The organism is Variovorax sp. GW821-FHT09B01 (assembly GCF_059418345.1).
On the sequence record NZ_JBWKPQ010000004.1, the window covers coordinates 277,384 to 301,841 of the forward strand.

At 71.9% G+C, this 24,458-nt stretch carries 25 protein-coding genes; 14 read left to right on the forward strand and 11 right to left on the reverse strand.

Annotation, left to right across the window (positions count from 1 at the left end):
* The first annotated feature begins 87 nt into the window (after positions 1-87).
* The 8 genes from AC07RV_RS15785 to AC07RV_RS15820 all read left to right on the forward strand — a co-directional run bounded on the left by AC07RV_RS15785 (position 88) and on the right by AC07RV_RS15820 (position 7,619).
* Positions 88-1,002, forward strand: coding sequence for a dihydrodipicolinate synthase family protein (locus tag AC07RV_RS15785; protein WP_296774792.1), 915 nt, complete (start codon positions 88-90; stop codon positions 1,000-1,002).
* 82 nt (positions 1,003-1,084) lie between these two features.
* Positions 1,085-2,218 carry a branched-chain amino acid ABC transporter substrate-binding protein gene (locus tag AC07RV_RS15790; protein WP_093351593.1) on the forward strand — a complete coding sequence of 378 codons (1,134 nt, stop codon included), beginning with the start codon at positions 1,085-1,087 and terminating at the stop codon, positions 2,216-2,218.
* Between the two features lie 91 nt (positions 2,219-2,309).
* Entirely contained in the window at positions 2,310-3,254 is a 945-nt protein-coding gene (locus AC07RV_RS15795) for a 4-hydroxyproline epimerase (protein WP_296774794.1), read from the forward strand.
* A gap of 8 nt (positions 3,255-3,262) precedes the next feature.
* On the forward strand, positions 3,263-4,372 hold the full coding sequence (locus AC07RV_RS15800; RefSeq protein ID WP_296774796.1) for an NAD(P)/FAD-dependent oxidoreductase: 1,110 nt from the start codon (positions 3,263-3,265) through the stop codon (positions 4,370-4,372).
* A complete protein-coding gene (locus AC07RV_RS15805) occupies positions 4,369-4,632 on the forward strand; it encodes a 2Fe-2S iron-sulfur cluster-binding protein (RefSeq protein ID WP_296774798.1) in 264 nt (87 codons plus the stop codon). Before AC07RV_RS15800 ends, AC07RV_RS15805 begins: the two co-directional genes overlap by 4 nt.
* A complete protein-coding gene (locus AC07RV_RS15810; RefSeq protein WP_296774799.1) occupies positions 4,629-5,921 on the forward strand; it encodes an NAD(P)/FAD-dependent oxidoreductase in 1,293 nt (430 codons plus the stop codon). Before AC07RV_RS15805 ends, AC07RV_RS15810 begins: the two co-directional genes overlap by 4 nt.
* A gap of 34 nt (positions 5,922-5,955) precedes the next feature.
* On the forward strand, positions 5,956-6,630 hold the full coding sequence (locus AC07RV_RS15815) for a GntR family transcriptional regulator (RefSeq protein ID WP_203203415.1): 675 nt from the start codon (positions 5,956-5,958) through the stop codon (positions 6,628-6,630).
* 65 nt (positions 6,631-6,695) lie between these two features.
* Positions 6,696-7,619 (forward strand): fatty acid desaturase family protein, encoded by a 924-nt coding sequence (locus tag AC07RV_RS15820; RefSeq protein ID WP_296774804.1) that lies wholly within the window; start codon positions 6,696-6,698, stop codon positions 7,617-7,619.
* 4 nt (positions 7,620-7,623) lie between these two features.
* Here the strand turns inward: AC07RV_RS15820 and AC07RV_RS15825 are convergent, their stop codons facing one another.
* Positions 7,624-8,538 carry an EamA family transporter gene (locus AC07RV_RS15825; protein ID WP_208513064.1) on the reverse strand — a complete coding sequence of 305 codons (915 nt, stop codon included), beginning with the start codon at positions 8,536-8,538 and terminating at the stop codon, positions 7,624-7,626.
* An 80-nt stretch (positions 8,539-8,618) separates the two neighbouring features.
* Between AC07RV_RS15825 and AC07RV_RS15830 the strand changes: the two genes are divergently transcribed.
* Positions 8,619-9,506, forward strand: a complete 888-nt coding sequence (locus tag AC07RV_RS15830) for a LysR family transcriptional regulator (RefSeq protein ID WP_296774806.1) — start codon at positions 8,619-8,621, stop codon at positions 9,504-9,506.
* On the opposite strand, the gene AC07RV_RS15835 is transcribed toward AC07RV_RS15830, so the two are convergent.
* From AC07RV_RS15835 to AC07RV_RS15850, 4 genes are all read right to left on the reverse strand, one after another.
* Complete coding sequence (locus AC07RV_RS15835; RefSeq protein ID WP_296774808.1) at positions 9,443-10,660, reverse strand: acyltransferase family protein; 1,218 nt, start codon at positions 10,658-10,660, stop codon at positions 9,443-9,445. The genes AC07RV_RS15830 and AC07RV_RS15835 overlap by 64 nt on opposite strands.
* Before the next feature lie 56 nt (positions 10,661-10,716).
* Positions 10,717-11,724: a MerR family transcriptional regulator gene (locus tag AC07RV_RS15840; RefSeq protein WP_296774810.1), complete on the reverse strand. Its 1,008-nt coding sequence runs from the start codon at positions 11,722-11,724 to the stop codon at positions 10,717-10,719.
* Between the two features lie 16 nt (positions 11,725-11,740).
* On the reverse strand, positions 11,741-12,061 hold the full coding sequence (locus AC07RV_RS15845; RefSeq protein ID WP_093351565.1) for a hypothetical protein: 321 nt from the start codon (positions 12,059-12,061) through the stop codon (positions 11,741-11,743).
* A gap of 111 nt (positions 12,062-12,172) precedes the next feature.
* Positions 12,173-12,343 carry a hypothetical protein gene (locus tag AC07RV_RS15850; protein ID WP_172705803.1) on the reverse strand — a complete coding sequence of 57 codons (171 nt, stop codon included), beginning with the start codon at positions 12,341-12,343 and terminating at the stop codon, positions 12,173-12,175.
* Between the two features lie 86 nt (positions 12,344-12,429).
* Between AC07RV_RS15850 and AC07RV_RS15855 the strand changes: the two genes are divergently transcribed.
* The gene (locus tag AC07RV_RS15855) at positions 12,430-13,878 is read left to right on the forward strand and encodes an MATE family efflux transporter (RefSeq protein WP_296774813.1); all 1,449 of its coding nucleotides are present in this window, start codon (positions 12,430-12,432) and stop codon (positions 13,876-13,878) included.
* Here the strand turns inward: AC07RV_RS15855 and dbpA are convergent.
* The 3 genes from dbpA to AC07RV_RS15870 all read right to left on the reverse strand — a co-directional run bounded on the left by dbpA (position 13,853) and on the right by AC07RV_RS15870 (position 17,335).
* Positions 13,853-15,259, reverse strand: coding sequence for an ATP-dependent RNA helicase DbpA (gene dbpA, locus AC07RV_RS15860; RefSeq protein WP_296774814.1), 1,407 nt, complete (start codon positions 15,257-15,259; stop codon positions 13,853-13,855). The two genes, AC07RV_RS15855 and dbpA, sit on opposite strands and share 26 nt — an antisense overlap.
* A 146-nt stretch (positions 15,260-15,405) precedes the next feature.
* Entirely contained in the window at positions 15,406-15,681 is a 276-nt protein-coding gene (gene infA / locus AC07RV_RS15865) for a translation initiation factor IF-1 (RefSeq protein WP_093351558.1), read from the reverse strand.
* A 415-nt stretch (positions 15,682-16,096) separates the two neighbouring features.
* Positions 16,097-17,335: an MFS transporter gene (locus AC07RV_RS15870; protein WP_296774816.1), complete on the reverse strand. Its 1,239-nt coding sequence runs from the start codon at positions 17,333-17,335 to the stop codon at positions 16,097-16,099.
* Positions 17,336-17,417: 82 nt separating this feature from the next.
* Between AC07RV_RS15870 and pdxR the strand changes: the two genes are divergently transcribed.
* Both pdxR and AC07RV_RS15880 read left to right on the forward strand, forming a co-directional pair.
* Positions 17,418-18,911, forward strand: coding sequence for a MocR-like pyridoxine biosynthesis transcription factor PdxR (pdxR, locus tag AC07RV_RS15875; RefSeq protein WP_296774818.1), 1,494 nt, complete (start codon positions 17,418-17,420; stop codon positions 18,909-18,911).
* A 113-nt stretch (positions 18,912-19,024) separates the two neighbouring features.
* Positions 19,025-20,110 carry a catalase family protein gene (locus tag AC07RV_RS15880; protein ID WP_296774819.1) on the forward strand — a complete coding sequence of 362 codons (1,086 nt, stop codon included), beginning with the start codon at positions 19,025-19,027 and terminating at the stop codon, positions 20,108-20,110.
* A gap of 9 nt (positions 20,111-20,119) precedes the next feature.
* Here AC07RV_RS15880 and AC07RV_RS15885 read toward each other — a convergent pair whose 3' ends face one another.
* Positions 20,120-21,175 carry a sugar phosphate isomerase/epimerase family protein gene (locus AC07RV_RS15885; protein ID WP_296774821.1) on the reverse strand — a complete coding sequence of 352 codons (1,056 nt, stop codon included), beginning with the start codon at positions 21,173-21,175 and terminating at the stop codon, positions 20,120-20,122.
* A 106-nt stretch (positions 21,176-21,281) separates the two neighbouring features.
* Between AC07RV_RS15885 and AC07RV_RS15890 the strand changes: the two genes are divergently transcribed.
* On the forward strand, positions 21,282-22,175 hold the full coding sequence (locus AC07RV_RS15890) for a gamma-glutamyl-gamma-aminobutyrate hydrolase family protein (RefSeq protein WP_093351544.1): 894 nt from the start codon (positions 21,282-21,284) through the stop codon (positions 22,173-22,175).
* Between the two features lie 13 nt (positions 22,176-22,188).
* On the opposite strand, the gene AC07RV_RS15895 is transcribed toward AC07RV_RS15890, so the two are convergent.
* A complete protein-coding gene (locus AC07RV_RS15895; protein ID WP_093351542.1) occupies positions 22,189-22,368 on the reverse strand; it encodes a hypothetical protein in 180 nt (59 codons plus the stop codon).
* A gap of 228 nt (positions 22,369-22,596) precedes the next feature.
* Here AC07RV_RS15895 and AC07RV_RS15900 point away from each other — a divergent pair, with 228 nt between their 5' ends.
* Positions 22,597-23,460 (forward strand): oxidoreductase, encoded by an 864-nt coding sequence (locus AC07RV_RS15900; protein ID WP_296774823.1) that lies wholly within the window; start codon positions 22,597-22,599, stop codon positions 23,458-23,460.
* A 9-nt stretch (positions 23,461-23,469) separates the two neighbouring features.
* Here AC07RV_RS15900 and AC07RV_RS15905 read toward each other — a convergent pair whose 3' ends face one another.
* Positions 23,470-24,456: a tripartite tricarboxylate transporter substrate binding protein gene (locus tag AC07RV_RS15905; RefSeq protein WP_296774824.1), complete on the reverse strand. Its 987-nt coding sequence runs from the start codon at positions 24,454-24,456 to the stop codon at positions 23,470-23,472.
* Between the last annotated feature and the right edge of the window lie 2 nt (positions 24,457-24,458).

Genomic DNA, 24,458 nt, shown 5'->3' on the forward strand with positions numbered 1-24,458 from the left:
ATGAGAATATTGACGGTATATCGTTAATATATTTAAATCCGCTCCGTCCCAGCCCCGCCCATCCGGGCCCATCCAAGGAGCGAATTCGTGAGCAACCCCCGCTGGCAAGGCATCTTTCCCGCCGTCACCACCAAGTTCCATGCCGACGAGCGCATCGATGCCGAAGGCACTGCGCGCCACATCGACTTCCAGATCCGCAACGGCATCCACGGCCTCGTCACCTGCGGCTCGCTCGGCGAAGCCAGCACGCTGTCGCTCGAGGAGAAGCTGCAGGTCGCGCAGATCGCGCTCGAGGCCGCCGACGGCCGCATCCCGGTGCTGGCCAACGTGTCCGAGACCAGCACCCGCGACGCGCTGCGCTACGTCGAGGGCGGCAACAAGCTCGGCGTGGCCGGCTACATGGTCATGCCCTCGGTGATCTACGTGGCCGACGCGCGCGAAGCCATGCTCAACGTGCGCACCATCGCCAACGCGGCGCAGAAGCCGGTGATGGTCTACAACAACCCGGTGGCCTACCGCGTCGACCTCAAGCCCGAGCACATGGTCGAGCTGGCCGACTGCGAATGGATCGCGGCCATCAAGGAGAGCACCGACAACATTCGCCGCATCACCGACCTGCGCAACACGGTCGGCGACCGCTACCAGCTGTTCCTCGGCGTGGACGACCTCGCCTACGAGGGCCTGGCGCTGGGCTGCGACGGCCTGCTGGCCGGCGTGGGCTGCGCGTTCCCGCGCGAGACCGTGGCGCTGTACGACCTGATGAAGGCCCGCCAGTTCGCCGAGGCGCTCAAGCTCTACCAGTGGATGACGCCGATGCTGCACCTCGACGTCTCGACCAAGCTGGTCCAGAACCTCAAGCTCATCGACCACCTCGTGGGCGTGGGCACCGAGCACGTGCGCCGTCCGCGCCTGCCGCTGGTGGGCGTCGAGCGCGAGGCCATCGAGGCCATCGTGAAGAAGGCGCTCGCGACCCGTCCGGCCAAGTACCAGTCGGTCGCCTAAGCCCTTCGTTTGCTGCGTTTCCCCCGAGGGCGGCGCCCTCGTTTCCCCCGTACCCTCCGTGTCCCTTTATCCAGGAAGAAGCATGAAGACACCATCGAAGATGATTCCGCTGCTCGGCCTCGTGGCGCTCGCCCTCGCAACCCAGGCGAAGGCGCAGGAGCAGGTGGTCAAGATCGGCCATACCGGGCCGCTCTCCGGCCCCAATGCATTCGCGGGCAAGGACAACGAGAACGGCGTGCGCCTCGCGATCGAGGAGCTCAACGCGAAGAAGCTCGTGGTCGGCGGCAAGACGCTCAAGTTCGAACTCAAGTCGGAGGACGATGCCTGCGACGCCAAGAGCGGCGTGGCGGTGGCGCAGAAGTTCGTCGACGACAACGTCAAGTTCGTCATGGGCCCGTACTGCTCGGGCGTGGCCATCCCGGCCTCGCGCGTCTACAGCGACGGCGGCGTGCTGCTGTCGACCGTGGGCACCAACCCGAAGGTCACGCAGGGCGGCTACAAGAACCTCTACCGCATCATCGCGAGCGACAACCAGATCGGCGGCAGCATGGCCGTCTACGCGGCCAAGGTGCTCAAGGTCACCAAGGTCGGCGTGATCGACGACCGCACCGCCTTCGGCCAGGGGCTCGCCGAGGAGTTCACCAAGGAGGCGAAGAAGCAGGGCCTCACGGTGGTCGGCCAGGAGTTCACCACCGACAAGGCGGTCGACTTCACCGCCATCCTGACCAACATGAAGGCCAAGCAGCCCGAGGCGATCTTCTTCGGCGGCTACGCGCCGCAGGGCGCGCCGATGACGCGCCAGATGAAGCAGCTCGGCATCAACGCCAAGCTGCTCGGCGGCGACACGCTGTGCAGCCCCGCGATGGGCAAGCTCGGCGGCGACGCGGTCAACGACGCGGTGTTCTGCGCCCAGGGCGGCTCGATCCTCGAGAAGGCGGTCAGCGGTCCGGCCTTCAAGGAGAAGTTCAAGAAGCGCTTCAACGCCGACGCCGATGCCTACGCGGCCTCGTACTACGACCAGGTGATGTTCATCGGCGAGTCGATGGCCAAGGCCAACTCGATCGATCCCGACAAGGTCGGCGCCGAGCTCTACAAGACCACCTACAAGGGCGTGGCCGCGACCTACGCCTACGACGACAAGGGCAACATGAAGCAGGCACCGATCACGGTGTTCACCTTCAAGAACGCCGCGCCGACGGCGCTCGCGAGCTACTGAGTCGTGTCTTCCGGGAAGGGGCCGCGGCCCCTTCCTCCTCCTTTTCCTTCAACGCATCGCCGTCTTCAAGGAAGGCGATGCGCTCACCCCCATGCACCGCATCCAGATCATCGACTCGCACACCGGCGGCGAGCCCACCCGCCTCGTGACCGGCGGCTTTCCCGACCTCGGCCGCGGCAGCATGGCCGAGCGCCGCGCGCTGCTGGCCGAGCATCATGACCAGTGGTGCGCCGCCACCGTGCTCGAGCCACGCGGCAGCGACGTCGTGGTCGGTGCGCTGCTGTGCGAACCGGTTGTGCCCGATGCCGCGGCCGGCGTGATCTTCTTCAACAACGCGGGCTACCTCGGCATGTGCGGCCACGGCACCATCGGCCTGGTCGCGAGCCTCGCGCACATGGGCCGCATCGGCCCCGGTGAGCACCGCATCGAGACGCCCGTGGGCACCGTCACCACCACGCTGCACGCGGACGGCGCGGTCAGCGTGCGCAACGTGCCCGCGTACCGGCACCTACACCAGGTGGCCGTCGAACTGCCGGGCCATGGCACGGTGCGCGGCGACGTGGCCTGGGGCGGCAACTGGTTCTTCCTCGTGAGCGAGGCCGCGCACGGCCAGCGCGTGGCGAGCGACAACCTCGCCGCGCTCACCGGCTACACGGCCGCGCTGCGGCGCGCGCTCGCGGCGCAGGGCATCACCGGCGCCGACGGCGCGGAGATCGACCACATCGAACTATTCGCCGACGACGCGGACGGCGCCGACAGCCGCAACTTCGTGCTGTGCCCCGGCAATGCCTACGACCGCTCGCCCTGCGGCACCGGCACCAGCGCCAAGATCGCCTGCCTCGCGGCCGACGGCAAGCTCGCGCCCGGCCAGGTGTGGACGCAAGCCAGCGTGATCGGCAGCCGCTTCGAGGCCAGCTACGAGCCCGCCGACGACGGCCGCGTCATCCCCACCCTGCGCGGCCGCGCCCACATCAGCGCCGAAGCCACCCTGCTGATCGACGAGGCCGATCCCTTCGGCTGGGGCATCCGCCTCTGACGCTGCAGATGGCCGACGCGGACGCGATCGTCATCGGCGCCGGCATCGTCGGCGCCGCCTGCGCGCATGCGCTCGCGCGCGCCGGCCGCCGCGTGCGCGTGATCGATGCGCGCCTGGGCGGCGCCACTGGCGCCGGCATGGGCCATCTCGTGGCGATGGACGACAACCGCGCCGAGCTCGAACTCAGCAGCCGCTCGATCGACCTGTGGCGCGCGCTCGCGCCGCGCATGCCGGCCGACTGCGCGCACAGTGCCTGCGGCACGCTCTGGATCGCCGCCGACGACGCGGAGATGGCCGAGGCCGAACGCAAGCGCGAGCGGCTCGCCGCGCTGGGCACCGCGAGTCGGCTGCTCGACGCGAAGGCATTGGCCGCGGCCGAACCGGCATTGCGCGCCGGCCTCGCGGGCGCGCTCGAGGTGCCGGGCGACGGCATCCTCTATGCGCCCAACGCGGCGCGCTGGCTGCTCGCGGATGCGGGCGCCGCGATCGAATTCGAGCAGGCCCGGGTCGAGGCCATCGAGGACGACGGCACGCTGCTTCTGGCCGACGGCGGCCGGCGCCGCGCCGCGCAGGTCGTGCTGGCCGCCGGCCTCGAGGCGGCCGCGCTGTGTCCCGAACTGCCGCTGCGGCCCAAGAAGGGCCACCTGTTGATCACCGACCGCTATCCGGGCACCGTGCGGCACCAGCTGGTCGAGCTCGGCTACGTCACCAGCGCGCACCATGCCGAGGGCGACTCGGTCGCCTTCAACGTGCAGCCGCGGCCCACGGGGCAACTGCTGGTCGGCTCCTCGCGGCAGTTCGACACCACCGATCCCGCGGTCGAGCCCGCGATGCTCGCGCGCATGCTGCGGCGCGCGATCGACTACCTGCCGGGCCTCGGCGAACTCAACGCCATCCGCAGCTGGACCGGCCTGCGCGCCGCCACGCCCGACGGCCTGCCGCTGCTGGGCGCGCATCCGTGGCGTGAGAAGCTGTGGCTCGCGCTCGGCCACGAAGGCCTGGGCGTGACCACCGCGCCGGGCAGCGCCGAACTGCTGGTCGCGCTGATGACGGGCACCGCGCCGCCATTCGATGCGCGGCCTTTTGCGCCCGAACGGCTGCTGGAGAAAGTGGCATGAACGCCGCGCCGCAGACCTTGTTGTTAATCGACGGCCGTGAGGTGCGCGTCGCGGCCGGCAGCTCGGTCGCCGCCGCGCTGCGCATCGCCGACACGACCCCGGCCATGGGCGTTGCGCGCGTCTCCGTCACGGGCCAGCCGCGCGCGCCCTTCTGCGGCATGGGCATCTGCCAGGAATGCCGCGTCGCCATCGACGGCCGTCGCCGCCTCGCCTGCCAGACCGTCTGCGGCGAAGGCATGCGCGTGGAGACCCTGCGATGAGCGCCGACGCCATCGGCCTCGAACACTGCGACCTGCTGATCGTGGGCGCCGGTCCCGCGGGCATGGCCGCCGCGCTGGCGGCCGCGCCCAGCGGCGCGGCCATCGTCGTGATCGACGACAACCCCGCACCCGGCGGCCAGATCTGGCGCGACGGTCCCGGCGCCACCCTGCCGCCGGCCGCGCGCCGGTTGCGCGAGGCGCTGGCCGCCCGCGCCAACGTGCGCGTGCGCAGCGGCACGCGCGTGGTGGCCGCCAGCGCGCCGCGCGAGCTGCTGCTCGAGGAAGCAGAGCGCGCCTGGCGCCTGCGCTGGGGCAGGCTCGTGATGTGCACTGGCGCGCGCGAGCGCCTGCTGCCCTTTCCGGGCTGGACCCTGCCCGGCGTGACCGGCGCGGGCGGCCTGCAGGCGCTGATCAAGGCCGGCCTGCCGGTGGCGGGCGAGCGCATCGTCGTCGCCGGCACCGGCCCGCTGCTGCTGGCGGCCGCGGCCACCGCGCGCCAGGCCGGCGCGAAGGTGCTGCGCATCGCCGAGCAGGCGGCCTTCGGCGCGGTCGCGGGCTTCGCGCTGGGGCTCGCGCGCTGGCCCGGCAAGGCGATGCAGGCGCTGACGCTGGCCGATGTGGCCTACCGCACCGGCTCGCACGTGGTCGAGGCACTGGGCACGACGCAACTTGAATCGGTGCGCCTGAACCAGGGCGGCCGCCTGCAGGAGATGGCCTGCGAGCGCCTGGCCTGCGGCTTCGGCCTCGTGCCCAACACCCAGCTCGGCCAGATGCTCGGCTGCGCGCTCGCGCCCTTCGGCGACAGCGGCACGCTCGCGCTGGCCGTCGACGAGCGGCAGGCCACCAGCCTGGACGGCGTCTACGCGGCCGGCGAATGCACGGGCTTCGGCGGCAGCGAACGCGCGCTCGCGCAGGGCGCCATCGCGGGCCATGCGGCCGTCGGCGACGACAAGGCCGCGCGCTTGCAATACGCCGAGCGCGCGCGCTGGAACGCCTTCGCCATGCGCCTGCACCGCAGCTTCGCGCCCGGCCCCGCGATCCGCTCGCTGGCCCGGCCCGACACGCTGGTGTGCCGCTGCGAGGACGTGCCCCTCGCGGCGCTCGCCGGCTGCGGCGGCTGGACCGACGCCAAGCTGCACCAGCGCTGCGGCATGGGGCCGTGCCAGGGGCGCGTGTGCGGCGATGCCGCGCAGTTCCTGTTCGGCTGGACGCCGCCCGCGCCGCGGCCGCCGCTGTCGCTCGTGCGCATCGCGACGCTGGCCGGCCTGGGCGCGCGCGACCCGGACTGATCCACACTACGCAGATCCGCGTCCCCGAACCTCCATGGCTGCTCCGATCCCCGCTCCTGCCCCAGCGTCCGCCCCGAAGCGCCGCGCCGCCGACATGGCCTACGACGCCATCGAGACCCTGCTGTCCACGCTGCAGCTCGAGCCCGGCAGCCAGATCGTCGAGGCCGAGCTGGCCGAGCGCACCGGCCTGGGCCGCACGCCGGTGCGCGAGGCGCTGATGCGCATGGTGTCGATCGGCCTCGTCGTGCAGCAGGCGCGCCGCGGCCTGCTGGTGTCGACCATCGACCTCGCCGACCACCTCGACGTGGTGCAGACGCGCCGCGTGCTCGAGCAACTGATCGCCACCTGCTCCGCGCGCCGCGCCACCGCGCCGCAGCGCAAGGAGATCGTGCGCTGCGCCGAGCAGATGGTGGAGGCGGCCGCGCGCGGCGACCTCGACGGCTACATGCGCGCCGACCATGCGCTCGACCTGGTGAACCACCAGGCCAGCCACAACGACTCGGCCGTCAAGGCCGTCACGCCGCTGATCGTGCAGTGCCGCCGCTTCTGGTACGCCTACCAGCACCAGGGCGAGATCGTCGAGGGCGCCAACGCCCACCTCGAACTCGCGCAGGGCATCGCCACCGGCGACGAGGCCGCCGCCACCGCGGGCGCCGACCGGCTGATGGACTACCTCGAGCGCTTCGCGCGCAAGATCATCGACCGCTAGGAGGCTGCGCGGGCCTGCGGGGAAGTCCGCGTGCATCGCCCGAACCCGCGGCGCATACTGACCCGATGGCCGCCGCACCCCGAGCCCGTCCCGAGGATTTCTTCAGCACCGACGAATGGCAGGCGCTGACCGCGCGCTCGTCGTGGAAGGGGCTGTGGCTGGTCGCGCACTGCTGGGGCGTCATCGGCCTCGCGATGCTGGTGGGCATCGTCTGGCCATGGACCATTCCGCTGATGGTGCCGATCGTCGGCGCGCGCCAGCTCGGCCTGTTCATCCTGATGCACGACGCGGCCCATGCGGGGCTGCACCGCAACCGGCGCGTCAACGACTGGGTCGGCCACTGGCTGTGCTCGTCCACCCTGCGCGACTACCGGCCGTACCACCTGCAGCACCATCGCTTCGTACAGCAGACCGAGGACCCCGACCTCGTGCTGTCGGCGCCGTTCCCGATCTCGCGCGCCTCGATGTGGCGCAAGGTCGTGCGCGACCTCAGCGGCCAGACCTTCTACAAGCAGCGCTTCGGCCATATCGCCGAAGGCATCCGCCAGCGCGCGCCGGGCGAATCGGCGCTGAAGGCGTTCGGCCGCGAACTCGCGAAGGACCGCCGCTTCTTTCTCGCCAACGGCCTCGGGCTGCTGGCCTTCGCGCTGGCGGGCTACTGGTGGGCCTGGGTCCTGATGTGGCTGCTGCCCATGGCGACCTGGCTGCCGCTCGTGAGCCGGGTGCGCAACATCGCCGAGCATGCGCTGGTGGCGCAGAACGAGGCCGATCCGCTGCGCCAGGCGCGCACCACGCATGCCAACCTGGCCGAGCGCATCTTCATCGCGCCCTACTGGGTCAACTACCACTGCGAGCACCACATGTTCACCAGCCTGCCGTGCTGGAGCCTGCCGCAGGCGCACCGGCTGTTGCAGCGCGGCGGCACGACCGCGCGCATGGAGGTGCAGCCCGGCTACCTGAGCCTGTTGAAGCAGGCCACGGCGGCCTGAAACTTCAGCGCGTAGCCGGCCGCGCCGCCGTGGGCAGCGCCCCGCGCTGCGCATGCTGGCTCAGCCAGATGCTCGCGATCACGATCGCGATGCCCGCCACCTGCAGCGGCGACAGCCGCTGGCCCAGCAGCACCCAGCCGAGGATCACGGCCGTCACCGGGCTCAGGAAGGCCAGCGAAGCGATGGCGGCCGGCTCCAGCCGCGCCACGCCGCGGAACCACAGGATGTAGGTCAGCGCGGCGCCCACCAGCCCGAGCCAGCCGAAGCCCAGCCAGTTGGTGGCCGTGAGCGGCGGCAGGGCCGGTTCGAGCCACAGCGCCACCGGCAGCAGCAGCAGGCCGCCCGCGGTGAGCTGCCAGGCGGTGAAGGTCAGCGCCGAGACCGGCGGCTGCCAGCGCCGCGCCAGCACGGTGCCGAAGGCCATCGACACCGCGCCCGCGAGCGCCGCCGCGATGCCCACCGCGTCGAGCCTGGCCTGCGGCGTGAGCACCAGCAGCGCCACGCCACCGAAGCCCACGGCGGCCGCCACCACCGACAGCGCGCGCACCCGCGTGCCGAGCAGCGCGCTCGCGAGGAACACCACCATCAGCGGCTGCAGCGAGGTGATCGTGGCCGCCACCCCGCCCGGCAGCCGGTAGGCCGCGATGAACAGCATCGCCCACAGCAGCGAGAAGTTGAGCGCGCCCAGCACCAGGATGCGGCCCCACCAGGCGCGCTCGGGCAGCTGCCGCACGATGGCCAGCAGCAGCAGGCCAGCGGGCAGCGCGCGCAGCATCGCGACCGTGAGCGGGTAGTTCGCGGGCAGCAGCTCGGTGGTGACGATGTAGGTGCTGCCCCAGATCGCGGGCGCGGCGGCGGTCAGCAGGATGTCGGCGCCCCGGGCGGGAGGGCGGGCGCTGCGGTCGGTGGTGTCGGTCATGGAAGCTTGAATCTATTCAATTGACCGCTGGTTGTGAATGTCTGAATAATGAATTGATTCATTACCAATGGTTGTGGATCATGGACCATCTCACCGCCCTCCACGTCTTCCGCACCGCCGCCACCAGCGGCAGCTTCGCGGGCGCGGCGCGCCAGCTCGGGCTGTCGGCCGCCGCGGTCAGCAAGAACATCGCCGAGCTCGAGGCGCACCTGAAGGTGCGGCTCATCAACCGCACCACGCGCAGCATGAGCCTCACCGAGGCCGGCGCGGCCTACCACCAGCGGCTCTCGCGCATCCTCGACGACCTGAGCGAGGCCGACGCCGCGCTCGCGCCGATGGGCAGCAGCCCGTCGGGCGTGCTGCGGGTCAGCGCGCCGCTGACCTTCGCGCTGACCTGCATCTCGCCCGGCATCCCGGCCTTCATGGAGCGCCATCCGAACCTGAGGCTCGAGCTCGACCTGCAGGACGCGCGCACCGACCTGATCGGCGGCGGATACGACCTCGCGATCCGCGGCAGCGACCGGCTCGAGGATTCGAGCCTGGTGGCACGCGAGCTCACGACCATGACCCACGTGCTGTGCGGCGCGCCGGCCTATTTCGCCGCCCGTGGCCGGCCCGCGCGGCCCGAGGACCTGAAGGCCTTCGACTGCGTGCAGTTCACGCTCTCGGGCCATGCCCACAAGTGGACCTTCCGCCGCGCCGGTCGCAGCGTGGCGGTGCCGGTCGACGGGCGCTACAAGGTCAGCTCCAGCCTCGCCGTGCGCGACGCGCTGCTCGCGGGCTTCGGCCTGAGCCTGATCCCGCGCATCTACGTCGCGCACGAACTGGCCGCGGGCCGGCTCGAGGCGGTGCTGGAAGATTGGGAGGCCGACCGCACGCCGGTCTATGCCGTCTATCCCTCGCGTCACCTGGCCGCGAAGACACGCGCCTTCGTCGACTTCCTGCTCGAGCGCTTCGCCTCGCGCTGACCGTTGAGCAGCCGGCCGATCGGCGTGCGGCGCGCCAGCAGCTCGTAGCTCGCGAGCGCCACGAGCGAGGTGGCGGCGATGTTCAGGCCCATCTTCGCGAGCGCGCCCAGCGGCGCATGGAACAGCAGGGCGCCGAAGCCGACGGTGCCGAGCATGTGGACCAGGTAGACCCAGTAGGAGCTGCGCGAGAGGTAGTCGAGCACGCCGTTGCGCCGCGGCAGCCAGCGCACGAAGGCGCCGATCAGCGCCAGGCTCCAGAGCCAGCCGGCGGTGCCGTAGGCGAAGGCGATCCAGAAGGCGGCATGCGGCAAGGGCGCCGTGCCGCGCGCGGCGCCCAGCAGCACGAGCGTCGCGCCGAAGAAGCCCAGGCCCGCGAGCGCCAGGCCCTGGCAGCGCGCGGCGAAGCGGGCGAACAGCTCCTGCCGCCCGTGCAGGCACAGGCCGAACACGAAGAACAGGCCGCTGTGCACCCATTCGCCCCAGGGCGGCAGGAAGGAGCCGCTCTGCGGCGCCAGGCCCGTGGGATGGAAGGACCCGGCCACGGCCAGCGGCAGCGCCAGCACCAGGACGCCCCAGGGCTGGCGTGCCAGCAGCGCGAAGCCGCGCGAAAAGCCCGCGCGCAGCCGCGCCGGCACGAAGCGGCCCAGCTTCGCGCCGGCCCAGGCCAGCACGCAGAACCAGAACAGCTGGTAGATGAACCACAGGTGCAGCGTGTTGAACGGCGAGCCGCCCGGCGGGCGCGGCGGCGCCAGCGCCGCGTCGAGTCCCGGCACGCCGCGCACCGTGAGGTGGATGTAGACCATCGCGAGCAGCGTGGTCAGCACGAACAGCGGCGGCCAGAACAGCGCGAAGGGCAGGGCGAGCCGCAGCGCGCGGTTGCGCAGCATGCCGCCGGCGCCGCGCCGCTCGATCAGCAGCGCGACGAAGAAGCCCGCGAGCACGAAGAACACCGGCATGCGAAAGCCGTGGATGAACAGCAGCAGCAGGTCGGCGACGCGCGAGGTCTGCGGGTCGCGCCAGGGCAGCGGCGAGGCGACGGTGAGGTGGTTGAGGGCCACGTGCAGCACGATGCCCAGCCACATCATGAGGGCGCGCAGGTTGTCGAGCGCGTGCAGACGTTGCGGGGCGGAAGGAGGGGGGTTGGCGTTGTTCATGCGGCCACTGTTGGGCCTCACGCAACGTCAGGGTCAAGCGGGGACGAGCGGGTTTTTCAGGCCGCGCGCAGCGTCGCCATGGCGCGCAGCAGCAGCTCGCGCACCGGCGGCGCGGTCACCGCCGCGGCCTGCAGCACGGGCTCGGTGGCCATGGCCTGCATCAGCCGGGCCGCGATGCCCGGGTCGTGGTCGCAGAAGGCATCGAACAGCGCGGCCCACTCGCGCGCGATCGCCTGCACGGCCGGGTCGCCGGGCGCCGCGCCCCGGGCCTGCAGGGCCTCGAGTTCGCCCGAGAGCCGGCGCCAGGCCGCGTCGGGCGGCGTGCCCAGGCGCGCGAAGTCCTCGGCGTCGAGGTGGCGCAGCAGCGCGGCCATGCGCAGGCCGATGGCCTCTTCGATGTAGCCGATCAGCGCGGCCGAGGGGCCGTCGTCGCGCCGCGCCACCGGCTCGCTGCGGTACATCTCGCCCCAGCGCTCGATCAGGTCGTAGTTGCCGTCCATCCACTGGCCCATCAGCGTCATCCAGCGCGCGGCCAGCGGCTGCAGCTCGAGCGCATCGGCCGGCACGCCGCGCGCCATGCGCTCGCTCACCTCGGCGATCAGCGGCGGCCACTGGTCGGCCACCGCCTTCCAGTTCGCCATCAGCGCACGGATCTCCTCCGGGCTGAAGTAGCGGCCGTAGGTGCTCATCTGCTCGAGCGTCGCGAGCCAGTCGCCGGTGTCGGGCCGGCCGCCCTCGGCCAGCCGCTGTTCGAGCAGCGCGAGCCGCTCGCGCAGCGTGGTGGCCTGCGCGATCTGCCGGTCGAGCGCGGCGATCTGGCGCGCGACGATCGCGGGCAGCGATTCGCCGCCCGCGCCCAGCAGCCCGCCGATCTCGGCCAGCGGCAGCCCGAGCAGCCGCAGCGCCTGGATCGCGTGCAGCCGCGCGATGTCGTCGGGGCCGTAGAGCCGGTAGCCGGCCTCCGAGCGCGCCGAGGGCGCGAGCAGGCCGATGGCGTCGTAGTGATGGAGCGTGCGCACCGTGAGCCCGGTGCGCCGCGCGAGTTCGCCGACCTGGAGCAGCATGGCGGCGCCGCCGGCTTCAGTCCCCGGACGGCACCGGTTCGGGCCCGGGCCAGCCCAGCAGCTCGGCCAGCCGCTGCACCACCCAGTCGGCCTCGGCCGGCTGCAGGCCCGCCTCGGGCACCGCCAGGCCGGCACGGATGCGCGCCAGGATCTCGCTCTCGACCGGCACCTCGGTGTGGTGCTGGATCTGCGCATGGCCCACCAGGTGGCTGGCCAGGTCCTCGCAGATCTCGTAGCGCTCGCGCACCACGCCGATGGGTTCGCGCAGCCGCTGCCGCGCGTCGGTGTAGACGGCGAAGAACGAGGGCGGGATCAGGATCTGGTTGTCGTCGGACATCGAAGGGTTATAGCCCCTGGCAGGGGCCCCTCAACGACGAAACGCGCCCGCGGGCGCGTTTGTCGGGGTTTCGCACCACCGGCCCGGCGGGTCGTGGCGGCGAAGGCCGGATCAGCCGCCCTTCTTGGCGCGCTTGCCGGGGTTCTTCTTGCTGCGCGTCGCGGTGCCGCGCTCGAGGCTGACCTTCTGGCCGCCACCGTTGCGCGGCAGGGTGAAGCCGGGCAGGGGCACGGGCTTCGGGCTGGCGAGACGGTCGGCTTCGGTACGGATTTTCTTGGGCATGGAAAGCTCGGGTAAAAGTGAAGTTCGAAGGCGTAATTAGGCCACAGCGAGGATTTTGCATGCCAGAAAGCGCAATGGGGGGAGACATGGCCCGGCCGAGGTTCGTCACGGGCTCGCTGCTGCGCCATGTCTGCGTGATGGCGGGCACCGGCGCCATCGGCCTGATCGCGGTGTTCGCGGTCGACCTGATCAACCTGTTCTACATCTCGCTGCTCGGCGAGAAGGCCATCGCCGCGGCCGTGGGTTTCGCGGGCGTGGTCGGCTTCTTCCACACCTCGCTGTGCATCGGGCTGATGATCGGCATCGCGGCCGTGGTCTCGCGCACCGTGGGCGCGGGCCGCGCGCACGATGCGCGCCGCATCGCCACCGCGAGCCTGGTGCTGATGGCGGCGATCTCGCTGGTGGCCGGCAGCGGCACCGCCTTCTTCCTCGGCCCGGCCGTGCATGCGCTGGGCGCCGAGGGCGAGACCGCGCGCTTCGCGCAGCGCTACCTCGCGATCACGGTGCACACGATGCCGCTGCTCGGGATCGGCATGGCCTGCTCGGCGCTGCTGCGCGCGGTCGGCGACGCGCGGCGCGCCATGATGGTCACCCTGGTTGGCGCCTTCGTCACCGCGGTGCTCGACCCGATCCTGATCTTCGGCTTCGGCATGGGGCTCGACGGCGCGGCCGTGAGCGCCGTGTTCTCGCGGCTGGCGCTGGCCGCGGTCGGGCTGCACGGCGTGGCGGTGCGGCACCGCATGCTGGGCCGCTTCGAGCCGAAGCAGCTGGCTGCCGATGCCCGCGCGATGGCCGCGGTGGCCGGGCCGGCGGTGCTGACCAATCTCGCGACGCCGGTGAGCGCCGCCTTCGTCACCCACACCATCGCGCAGTTCGGGCCCGCGGCCGTGGCCGGCGCCGCCACCATCGACCGCGTGAGCCCGGTGGCTTTCGGGCTGGTCTATGCGCTGAGCGGCGCGGTCGGGCCGATCCTGGCGCAGAACCTCGGCGCCGGGCAGTACCGGCGCGTACGCCAGGGGCTGCGCGACAGCCTGCTGGTCATGGGCGTGTCGGTGGCGGTGGCCTGGGCGGTGCTGGCGCTGGGGCAGGACGTCCTGATCCGCGCCTTCTCGGCCGACGGCGTCTCGGCCGAGCTGATCGCGCTGTTCTGCAGCTGGCTGGCGGCCAGCTTCTTCTTCGCGGGCGGCCTGTTCGTGGCCAATGCCTCGTTCAACAACCTCGGCCATCCGCTGCTGTCGACGGTCTTCAACTGGGGCCGCGCGACCGTGGGCACGGTGCCCTTCGTCTGGTGGGGCGCGCAGTACGGCGCGGCCGGCGTGCTGATCGGGCAGGCGGTGGGCGCCTCGATCTTCGGCGTGCTCGCGGTGACGGTGGCGTTCCGGCTCGCGAACCGGCTGGCGTTGCGCGAGGACATCGCGCCGGCGCCGCCCGAAGACGCGGCGCCGGTGCTCGATGCGCCGGTCGCGCCCACCTCGGCCGCCGGCGGCGCGGCGGCGCTCGCGGGCGACCTCAGAGATCCAGCAGCCGGACCTTGACGCTTTTGCCCTTGATGCGGCCGTCGTTGAGCTTGCGCGTCGCCTCGGCGGCGATGCCGCGCTCGACCGCGACGTAGGTCGAGTACTCGTTGACGTTGATCTTGCCGACCTGCTCTTTCGCATAGCCGCAGTCGCCGGTCAGCGCGCCCAGCACGTCGCCGGCGCGGATCTTCTCCTTGCGCCCGCCCACGATCTGCAGCGTGGCCATCGGCGGCGCGAGCGGCGCGCCCTTTCCGGGCGTGAGCTCGGCGAGCTCATGCCATTCGGATTCGCGGCCCTGCAACTGCTCGATCTTTCCGACGAAGCCCATCTCGTCCATGCTCGCGAGGTTCAGCGCCAGGCCCTCGGCGCCGCCCTGCTGGCCGACGCGGCCGGTGCGGCCGATGCGGTGCACGTGCACCTCGGCATCGGGCGTCACGTCGACGTTGATCACCGCCTCGAGCTGCGCGATGTCCAGGCCGCGCGCCGCCACGTCGGTGGCCACCAGCACCGAGCAGCTGCGGTTGGCGAACTGCACCAGCACCTGGTCGCGTTCGCGCTGCTCGAGTTCGCCGAACAGCGCGAGCGCGCTGAAGCCCTGCGCCTGCAGCACGTCGACCAGGTCGCGGCACTGCTGCTTGGTGTTGCAGAAAGCCAGCGTGCTGGCCGGGCGGAAGTGGTCGAGCAGCCGGCTCACGGTGTGCAGCCGTTCGCCGTCCTTGATCTGGTACCAGCGCTGGCGGATCGCGCTGCCCGTGTGCTGGGCCTGCACCGCGATCTGCTGCGGGTCCTTCATGAACTGCTGCGCGAGCTTGGCGATGCCCTCGGGGTAGGTGGCCGAGAACAGCAGCGTCTGGCGCTCCTTCGGGCACTGGCGCGCCACGGTCACGATGTCGTCGAAGAAGCCCATGTCGAGCATGCGGTCGGCCTCGTCGAGCACCAGCGTGTTGAGCGCGTCGAGCGTGAGGTTCTCGCGCTCGAGGTGGTCCATGATCCGCCCCGGCGTGCCCACCACCACGTGGGCGCCGTGCTCCAGGCTCGCGGTCTGCCCGCGCAGCGCGACGCCGCCGCACAGCGTGACCACCTTGATGTTCTCTTCCGCGCGCGCCAGCCGGCGGATCTCGGTCGTGACCTGGTCGGCCAGCTCGCGCGTCGGGCACAGCACCATCGCCTGCACCGCGAAGCGGCGCGGATTGAGGTTGGCCAGCAGCGCCAGCGCGAAGGCGGCGGTCTTGCCGCTGCCGGTCTTGGCCTGGGCGATCAGGTCCTTGCCGAGCAGCGCGCTCGGCAGGCTCGCGGCCTGGATCGGCGTCATGCGCGCGTAGCCGAGCTGCGCCAGGTTGGCCAGCATCTGCGGCGCGAGCGACAGGGTGGCGAAATCGTCGGGGGAGGTGGTGGTCATGGCGTGGCCGCCAGCAAGCCCGGCGGAGGCGTGAGAGACGGTGGAAAGACGTGGGGAGGAAAAAAATCAGGGCCTTGCAGCCCGCCGCCGGGGCGACAGTGCTGCAAGGCCCTCGGGGGCTGCGACGGTCGGCGCGTGCCGCTCGTTCAGCGGCGCTGGGCGCCGTTGTTGCCGCCGGGACCCGACGGCGGAGGACCGCGGCGTTCCAGGTGACGGAACGTGATGCGGCCCTTGGTCAGGTCGTAGGGCGAGAGTTCCAGCGACACCTTGTCGCCCGCCAGGATGCGGATGTGGTGCTTGCGCATCTTGCCGCCGCTGTAGGCGATCAGCTGGTGACCGTTGTCGAGCGTGACGCGGTAGCGCGAATCGGGCAGGACTTCGGTCACTGCGCCGTTCATTTCGATCAGTTCTTCCTTCGGCATGCTTTACCTCGAATCTTCGTTGTCTGTTGGATATGAATGAAATCCGTCGTGTTTGGTTTCAGGCGCGACGGCCGGCCGACACACACGGCGCAGCGGGGACGCGCTCTGCTCGCTTCAACATGAACGAAGACCGTGGTGGCAATCATGGGCGCCGGAACTGGCGCTCCAACACACGGCAAAAACCGGCGTGCCTGGCGGGGGAGGTGCGGAACCCGGGGATTTCAAATCGGGTTCAGGGGGCCTCGGTGCCAATCGGCCAACCGGTGGGGTGACGAGAAAAGACTTCGTCGTAGTATCGAAACGAACCCGGCATTGTAACCGGACTGGCATGACTGTTGCTCAGGTTTCGGCCGCGACTGGCGCGAACGCGCGACAAATCGGCCGATATTGCTATCAAAAAAGTAGCTGAAAGCCCTCAGGCCGCCGCGGGCTCCCCGACCCGCGCGACCGCGCCGCCGCCGCGCCGGCGGCCGTGGGCCAGCAGCAGCACGCCGACGAGCTGGCAGGCCGCGCCCACCCAGCCGACGGCGCTCACGCCGAACCACGCGATCGCCACGCCGCCGAACAGCGAGCCGGCCGCGATCCCGAGGTAGATCGCCGAGGCGTTGAGCGACAGCGTCATCGGCGCGCGCTCGGGCGCCAGCCGGATCAGCCGCACCGCCTGCGCCGGCCCGAAGCCCCAGCCCGCGAAGCCCCACAGCGCCGCCAGGCCCACCACCGTCGGCAGCGCCAGGCCGCCCGGCAGCGCCTGGGCCGCCAGCGAGAGCCCGCCGAGGACCGCCACCAGCAGCAGCGCGAAGCCGCGCGCCACCCGGTCGGCGCCGAAACGGTCGGTGGCCCAGCCGCCGGCCGCGGTGCCGAGCGCCGCCGCCACGCCGATGGCGACGAACACCGCGCCGATGCCTTCGGGGCCGATGCCGACCGTGCGCGAGAGGAACAGCGCGATGTAGGTGTAGAAGCTGAAGCCGCCCGTGGTCCAGAGCACGCTGACGCCGAGCCCGGCCAGCGCGCCCGGCGCGCGCAGCACGGCGAAGGCCGCGCCGCCCGATGCGGCGGGCGCCGCCGCCGCGAGCCGGCGCGGCAGCCCGGCCGCCAGTCCCACGGTCGCGACCAGGCCCAGCGCGGCGATCAGCAGGTAGGCCGTGCGCCAGCCGCCCCAGCCCGCGATCCAGGCGCCCAGCGGCACGCCGAGCGCCACCGCCAGCGTGCCGCCGCCGGTCACGATCGCCAGTGCTCGGCCGCGCAGCGCGGGCGACACCAGCGAGGCCGCCACCGCGCTCGCCGTCGGCACGAACACGCCCGCCACCAGGCCCAGCGCCAGCCGCGCCAGCGCGAGCTGGCCGAAGCCCTGCGCCATCGACGCCAGCAGCGTGAGGCCGCTGAAGGCCGCGAGGCTCGCGACCAGCAGCGGCCGACGGCCGAAGCGCGCGCAGGCCGCGGCCATCAGCGGCGAGCCGATCGCATAGCTGAGCGCGAACAGCAGCACGAGCTGGCCCGCGTGCGTGGGGCTGATCCGCAGGTCGGCCGCGAGCACGGGCAGCAGGCCGGCGACGATGAAGCTCTCGGTGCCGATTGCGAAAGCGCCGAGCGCGAGCCAGGCGAGGCTGAGCGGCAGGCGCTCGGGCGCGGTGGAAGAAGAGGGGGCGTGGTGCATGGCGTTTCTCCGTCGAGCATTCGATGGGGTCCAGCGTAGGCTTACGATTGGTTCCTCAAAAGAACCACAATCGGCCAATTCCATGGAGCCACTTTTCGAGTTGTCCCTGCAGCTGCCCGCGGCCGGCTCGCGCGAACTGCTGCGCGAGCTGCACCGGCAGCTGCATGCCGCCATCCTCGACGGTCGGCTGCGGCCCGGCGCCCGCCTGCCCGCCACGCGCGCGCTCGCGCAGCGCCTGGGCGTGTCGCGCAACACCATGCTGGCGGCCTACGACCTGCTGCTCAGCGAGGGCTACCTGGTCGCCCGTCCCGGGGCCGGCACCTACGTGGCCGATACCTTGCCGGCTTCGCGCCGCGGCCGGGCGCCACGCACCGCCGCGCCCACCGAGGCCGGCACGCCCCGCCGCGATCCACGCCTGGTCCCGCCGCGCGTGCCCGGCGCCGACCTGCCGCCCACGCTGCAGCAGCGCCCGGCGCGCGACGATTTCCGCGTCGGCCTGCCCGATGCGAGCGCGCTGCCCTTCGACATCTGGCGCCGGCTGTCCGACCGCGCGCTGCGCCGCATCGCGCGCGGCGGCGGCGAAGCGGCGCAGTACGCCGATCCGCGCGGCCAGCCCGCGCTGCGCGAGGCGATCGCGCGCCACGTGTCCTTCACGCGCGCGGTCGGCTGCGGCGCCGACGACATCGTCGTCACCGCCGGCGCGCAGCAGGCCTTCGGGCTGCTCGCGCGCGTCCTCGTCGTGCCGGGGCGCACGGTGGTGGCGGTCGAGCAACTGTCCTATCCCTCGCTGCGCGAGGCCCTGGCGGCCGCCGGCGCGAAGGTGGTGCCCGTGCCCACCGACGCCGAGGGCCTGTGCGTCGACCGGCTGCCGGCCGAGGCGCGCGTGGTCTGCGTGACGCCCTCGCACCAGTTCCCCACCGGCGTCGCCATGTCGACGCCGCGGCGCGCCGCGCTGCTGGCCTTCGCGCGCGAGCGCCAAGCGGTGGTGATCGAGGACGACTACGACAGCGAATTCCGCTTCGCCGGCCGCCCGCTCGACGCGCTGCAGACGCTGGACCGCGCCGACTCGGTCTGCTACGTGGGCACCTTCTCGAAGAGCCTCTTTCCCGCGCTGCGCCTGGGCTTCGTGGTGGCGCCGCCGTGGGCGCGCGCGGCGCTGGTGCGCATGCGCGAGCTGGCCGACTGGCACAGCCCGGTGCTGGGCCAGGACGCGCTGGCCGACTTCATCGCCGAAGGCCACCTGGTGCGCCACATCCGCAGGATGCGCAAGGTCTACGGCGAGCGCCGTCTTGCGCTGCTCGAGGCGCTGGTGCGCCACGGCGCGGACCTGTTCGAGGCCATTCCCTCGCAGGCCGGCCTGCATCTGTCGGCCCGGCTGCATGCGCCGCTGCGCGCCGACCTGCTGGCCCGGCGCGCGGCCGAGGCCGGCATCGCGCTGGCGCCGCTGTCGCGCTATGCGCTCGATCCGCATGCGGCCGACGTGCCCGAGGGCCTGGCCTTCGGCTACGGGCTGATCGAGGCCGCGCGCATCGACGACGCGATCCGGCGCGTGGCGCAGCTCGCGCGCGCCGGCTGACGCGGCCTCCCGTGCAGGCGGTCGAGCGCAGTCACGGGAGCCGACGGCCTACACCGCGCGCCGGGGGCGCCACGCTCAATGGTCCGACCCAGGATGCCAAAGGAGCCTCGACCATGAACGACACCGCCACGCATGCCCGCACTCCGGTGCGCTTCGATCCCTCCGTCGAGACCGAGCGCGAGGACGAGGCCCAGACCCAGATCGAGCTGGTGGCGACGCTGCGCGAGATGGCGCAGACCGTGGCCGAGCACACCGGCCATGCCATGCGCGCCGTGCACGCCAAGAGCCACGGCCTGCTGCATGCCGAACTCGTCGTGCCCGAGGGCCTGCCGCCCGAGTACGCGCAGGGCCTGTTCGCCAGGCCGGGGCGCCATCGCGCGGCGATGCGGCTGTCGACGCCGCCGGCCGAGGTGCTCGACGACCGCATCTCGCTGCCGCGCGGCATGGCGCTCAAGGTGTTCGATGTCGAGGGCGAGCGCGTCGAGGGCTCCGAGGACCACACCACGCAGGACTTCCTGTTCGTCGACGGCCCGGTGTTCGTCGCGCCCGACGCGCGTGGCTTCCTGCGCAGCCTCAAGCTGCTCGCCGCCACCACCGACCGCGCGCCGACCGGCAAGCTGCTGCTGTCGGGCGTGCTGCAGAGCATCGAGAAGCTGATCGAGGTCGCGGGCGGCTCGAGCGCGAAGCTGGTCGCGCTGGGCGCGCATCCGCTGACCCATCCGCTGGGCGCGACCTTCTTCACGCAGGTGCCGATTCGCTTCGGCGATCACATCGCCAAGCTGCAGCTCGCGCCGGTGTCCGATGCGTTGATCGCGCTCGAGAAGGCGGAACTGCATCTGGACGGCAAGCCCGACGGCACGCGCGAGGCGGTGATGGACTTCCTGCGCACGCACGGCGGCGAGTGGGAGCTGCGGGCCCAGCTGTGCGTCGACCTCGAGCGCATGCCGGTCGAGGACGCCTCGGTCGAATGGCCGCAGGAACTCAGTCCCTTCGTGACGGTCGCGCGCGTGCTGGCCGCGCCTCAGCCGGGCTGGAGCGAGGAGCTGTCGCGCGAGATGGACGACGGCATGGCCTTCAGCCCCTGGCAGGCGCTCGCGGCGCACCGGCCGCTGGGCGGCGTGATGCGCGCGCGCAAGGCGGCCTATGCGGCCTCGTCGGAATTTCGCAGCGAGCGCAACGGCTGCCCGCTGCACCGCTGAACGGCTGCGTCAGTCGAGGCCGAGCACGCGCCGGTTGGCCGCCACGTCCACGCCGCCGGCCGCGAAGTCGTCGAAGGCCCGGTCGGCCACGCGGATGATGTGGTCGGCGATGAACTTCGCACCCTCGCGCGCGCCGTCCTCGGGGTGCTTGATGCAGCACTCCCACTCGAGCACCGCCCAGCCCGGGAAGTCGTACTGCGCCATCTTCGAGAAGATGGCCTTGAAGTCGACCTGCCCGTCGCCCAGCGAGCGGAAGCGCCCGGCGCGGTCGATCCACTTCTGGAAGCCGCCGTACACGCCCTGCTTGCCGGTCGGGTTGAACTCGGCGTCCTTCACGTGAAAGATCTTGATGCGCTCGTGGAAGTGGTCGATGTAGGCCAGGTAGTCGAGCTGCTGCAGCACGAAGTGGCTCGGGTCGTAGAGCAGGCAGGCGCGCGGATGGTTGTTCACGCGCTCGAGGAACATCTCGTAGCTCACGCCGTCGTGCAGGTCCTCGCCCGGATGGATCTCGTAGCCCACGTCCACGCCCGCGGCGTCGAAGGCATCGAGGATCGGGCGCCAGCGGCGCGCGAGCTCGTCGAAGGCCTCCTCGATCAGTCCCGGCGGGCGCGGTGGCCACGAGTACAGGTAGGGCCAGGCCAGCGCGCCCGAAAAGGTCGCGTGCGCCGTGAGGCCGAGGTTCGCCGAGGCCTGCGCCGCGTAGTGCAGCTGCTGCACCGCCCATTGCTGGCGCGCCGCCGGATTGCCGCGCACCTCGGGCGCCGCGAAGCCGTCGAAACCCGCGTCGTAGGCCGGGTGCACCGCGACGAGCTGACCCTGCAGATGGGTCGAGAGCTCGGTGATCGAGAGGCCGTGCGCGGCGAGCGTGCCCTGGATCTCCTGGCAGTAGGTCCCGCTCTCGGCGGCCTTCTTCAGGTCGATCAGCCGCGCGTCCCAGCTCGGGATCTGCACGCCCTTGTAACCCAGGCCCGCGGCCCAGCCGGCGATCGCGTCGAGCGAGTTGAAGGGCGCGGTATCGCCCGCGAACTGGGCCAGGAAGATGGCGGGCCCCTTGATCGTCTGCATGCGGTGTCTCCTTGTGGGCTCGACAGGATACTTCGCGGGTTCGGCTGACACACGACCGAAGTTCGGTGGGCGCAGAATGAATTTCGCTCACAGGGAACCCAACGAGATGCCCCAGCCCGTCTCCGCCCGACTCAAGATCGGTTTGTCCGCCTGCTTCTCGCACGCCGATCCGGCGCGCTCGCTGTTCACCAACAAGACCCTGCAGTACGTCGAGCAGTCGATCGCCCACTGGCTGATGTCGGCCGGCGCGATGGTGGTGATGGTGCCCTGCCCCACGGGCGAGACCGCGCGCGGCGACACCAAGCTGTCGCACTACGCCGAGTGGCTCGATGGCGTGGTGATGCACGGCGGGGCCGACGTCTGGCCCGGCAGCTATGGCGAGGTGCCGCTCAAGGACGCCTGGATCGGGGACCGCATCCGCGACCTCTACGACCTCGCGCTGGTCGAGGCCTTCGAGCAGGCCGGCAAGCCGATCTTCGGCGTGTGCCGCGGGCTGCAGCTCATCAACGTGGCCTTCGGCGGCACGCTCTACCAGGACATCGAGGAGCAGCACGGCCATCCCGAGACGCTGCGCCACCGCGATCCGGTGACCTACGACCAGAACTTCCACCAGATCGGGATCGTGCCGGGCACGCGGCTCGCGAAGCTCTATCCCGAGGTGCAGACCGCGCGCGTCAACAGCATCCACCACCAGGGCGTGAAGGACCTCGCGCCCGGTTTCGAGGTCGAGGCCTGGAGCCTGCCCGACCGGGTGGCCGAGGCGATCCGCCGCCGGCCCGAGCGCGGCCGCAGCTACATCGCGGCCACGCAGTGGCACCCCGAATTCCACAAGTACGGCAGCACCGAGACCGTGGACGACACACCGATCCTGCACGACTTTCTGTGGGCCTGCGCCACCGCCAAGGTGGCGCCGAAGACCACGCTGCGCGGCGCGCCCGGCAAGATCCGCGACCGCGCGGCGCGCGTGCTGCAGCAGGCGCTGCTGCGGCGCCGCCGCTGAGCGCCGCGCCGGTTCAGCGGCGCTCGGACTTGGTCGAGTAGCCGCTGACGCCGGCGTCGACGGTGCCGAACACCGTCACGCCGCTGCCCGACGAGGCGGTGCTGCCGGCATCGGCGGTGCGCGAGGACGAGGCACAGCCCGCGAGCGAGAAGCCCATGGCAAGGGCGAAGGCGGTGGCAATCAATGACTTCATGGAATCTGTCCCCAGGGGTGGATCGAACGACTATAGGCCGCGCACCATGGCGCGCATGTAACAAGACCCCGCGCGCGGGGTCTTGTCGTTGGTGCCGCCGCGGCACGCCGGGTTCCCGCGGCGCGCGATCTTGAAGAAAAACTGCAAGCCGCTTCGCTCGCCGGGCGGCTTATCAAAGGCGCAAGCCGGGCGCACATTCAGGGCACACGACACCCAGAGGACACCGCCATGACATCCGCTCCCGCTTCTTCTTCACCCCAGCGCACCTGGCTCATCACCGGCGTGAGCACCGGCTTCGGCCGCGCGCTCGCGCAGGAGGCGCTGGCCGCCGGCCACCGCGTGGTCGGCACCCTGCGCGACGAGGCCGCGCGCGCCGCCTTCGACGCGCTGCAGCCCGGCCGTTCCTTCGGCCGCCTGCTCGACGTGACGCGCCACGACGAGGTCGAGCGCGTGGTGGCCGAGGTCGAGGCCGGCGTCGGCGCCATCGACGTGCTGGTCAACAACGCCGGCTACGGCCACGAAGGCACGCTGGAGGAATCCTCGCTCGACGAGGTGCGCCGCCAGTTCGAGGTCAACGTGTTCGGCGCGGTCGCCGTCGCCAGGGCGGTGCTGCCCTTCATGCGCGCGCGCCGCCGCGGCCACATCCTCAACATCACCTCGATGGGCGGCATCGTCACCTTTCCGGGGCTCGGCATCTACCACGGCAGCAAGTTCGCGCTCGAGGGCCTTTCGGAGGCGCTCGGCAAGGAAGTGGCGAGCTTCGGCATCCATGTCACGGCCGTGGAGCCGGGTGGCTTTCGCACCGACTGGGCCGGCCGCTCGATGGTGCGCGCGCCGCAGACCATCGCCGACTACGCACCGGTGCTGGGCCCGGTGCGCGAGGCGCGGCTGGCGCGCAGCGGCAAGCAGGCGGGCGATCCGGTGAAGGCCGCGCGCGCCATGCTGCGCATCGTCGAAGCGCCGACGCCGCCCGCGCACCTGCTGCTGGGCAGCGACGCGGTGAAGGCGGTGCGCGAGAAGCTGGCTGCGCTGCAGGAGGAACTGAGCGCGTGGGAATCGCTGTCGCTGTCGACCGACTTCACGCCGGCCTGACGCAACGGGCTATTCGGGCTTCGCGCCCGAGGCCTTGACGGCCGCGCCCCAGAGCCCGATCTCGCTCGCGACGAAGCGGTCGAACTCGGGCCCGGTCGTGGGCGCCGGCTCCGAGCCGCGCTCGCGGATGAAGCGCGCCATCTGCTCGCTCTTCAGAATCTCGGTCACCTCGCGGTTCAGGCGCGCCAGCACCTCGGGCGGCGTGCCGCGCGGCGCCATCAGGCCGAGCCAGCCCACGGCCTCGAAGTCGCGCGTGCCGGCCACGCCGCTCTCGCGCACGGTCGGCACCTCGGGCAGCTGCGAGGAGCGCGTGGCCGAGGTCACGGCCAGCGGGATCGCCTTGCCGGCCTTGATCTGCGGCAGCGCGGCGGTCACCGAATCGATCATCAGCGGCACCTGGTTGCCGAGGAAGTCGGCCTGCGCGGGCCCGCTGCCCCGGTACGGAATGTGCGTGACGAACACATGCGCCGCCGACTTGTACATCTCGCCCGACAGATGCTGCGTGCCGCCGATGCCGGCGCTCGCGTAGCTGAGCCGGCCGGGCTCGGCCTTGGCGCGCGCGGTGAGCTCGCCCAGCGTGCGGATGCCGCTCTCGGGCGTGGCGAGGAACACCAGCGGTACCTTGGCGATCAGCGAGATGCCCACGAGGTCGCGGCGCGGGTCGAAGCCGGGCCTGGCGTAGAGCGTCTGGTTGACCGCCATCGCGCTGCCGGCCACCACCAGCGTGTAGCCGTCGGGCGCCGAACGCACCACGAACTCGGTGCCGATGTTGCTGCCGGCACCGGCCTTGTTGTCGACGATCACCGGCTGGCCCAGCCGCCGGCCGAGCTGCTCGGCGAGCGCGCGCGCGAAGATGTCGGTGGCCTGCCCGGGCGGGAAGGGCACCACCAGCTTGACGGGCTTGTCGGGCCAGTCGGCGGCCTGGGCCGGAGCCCCGACGGAAAGCAGTGCCAGCGCGAGGCCGGCGGCCGTGCCTGCGAAGCTTCTGCGCCGCATGG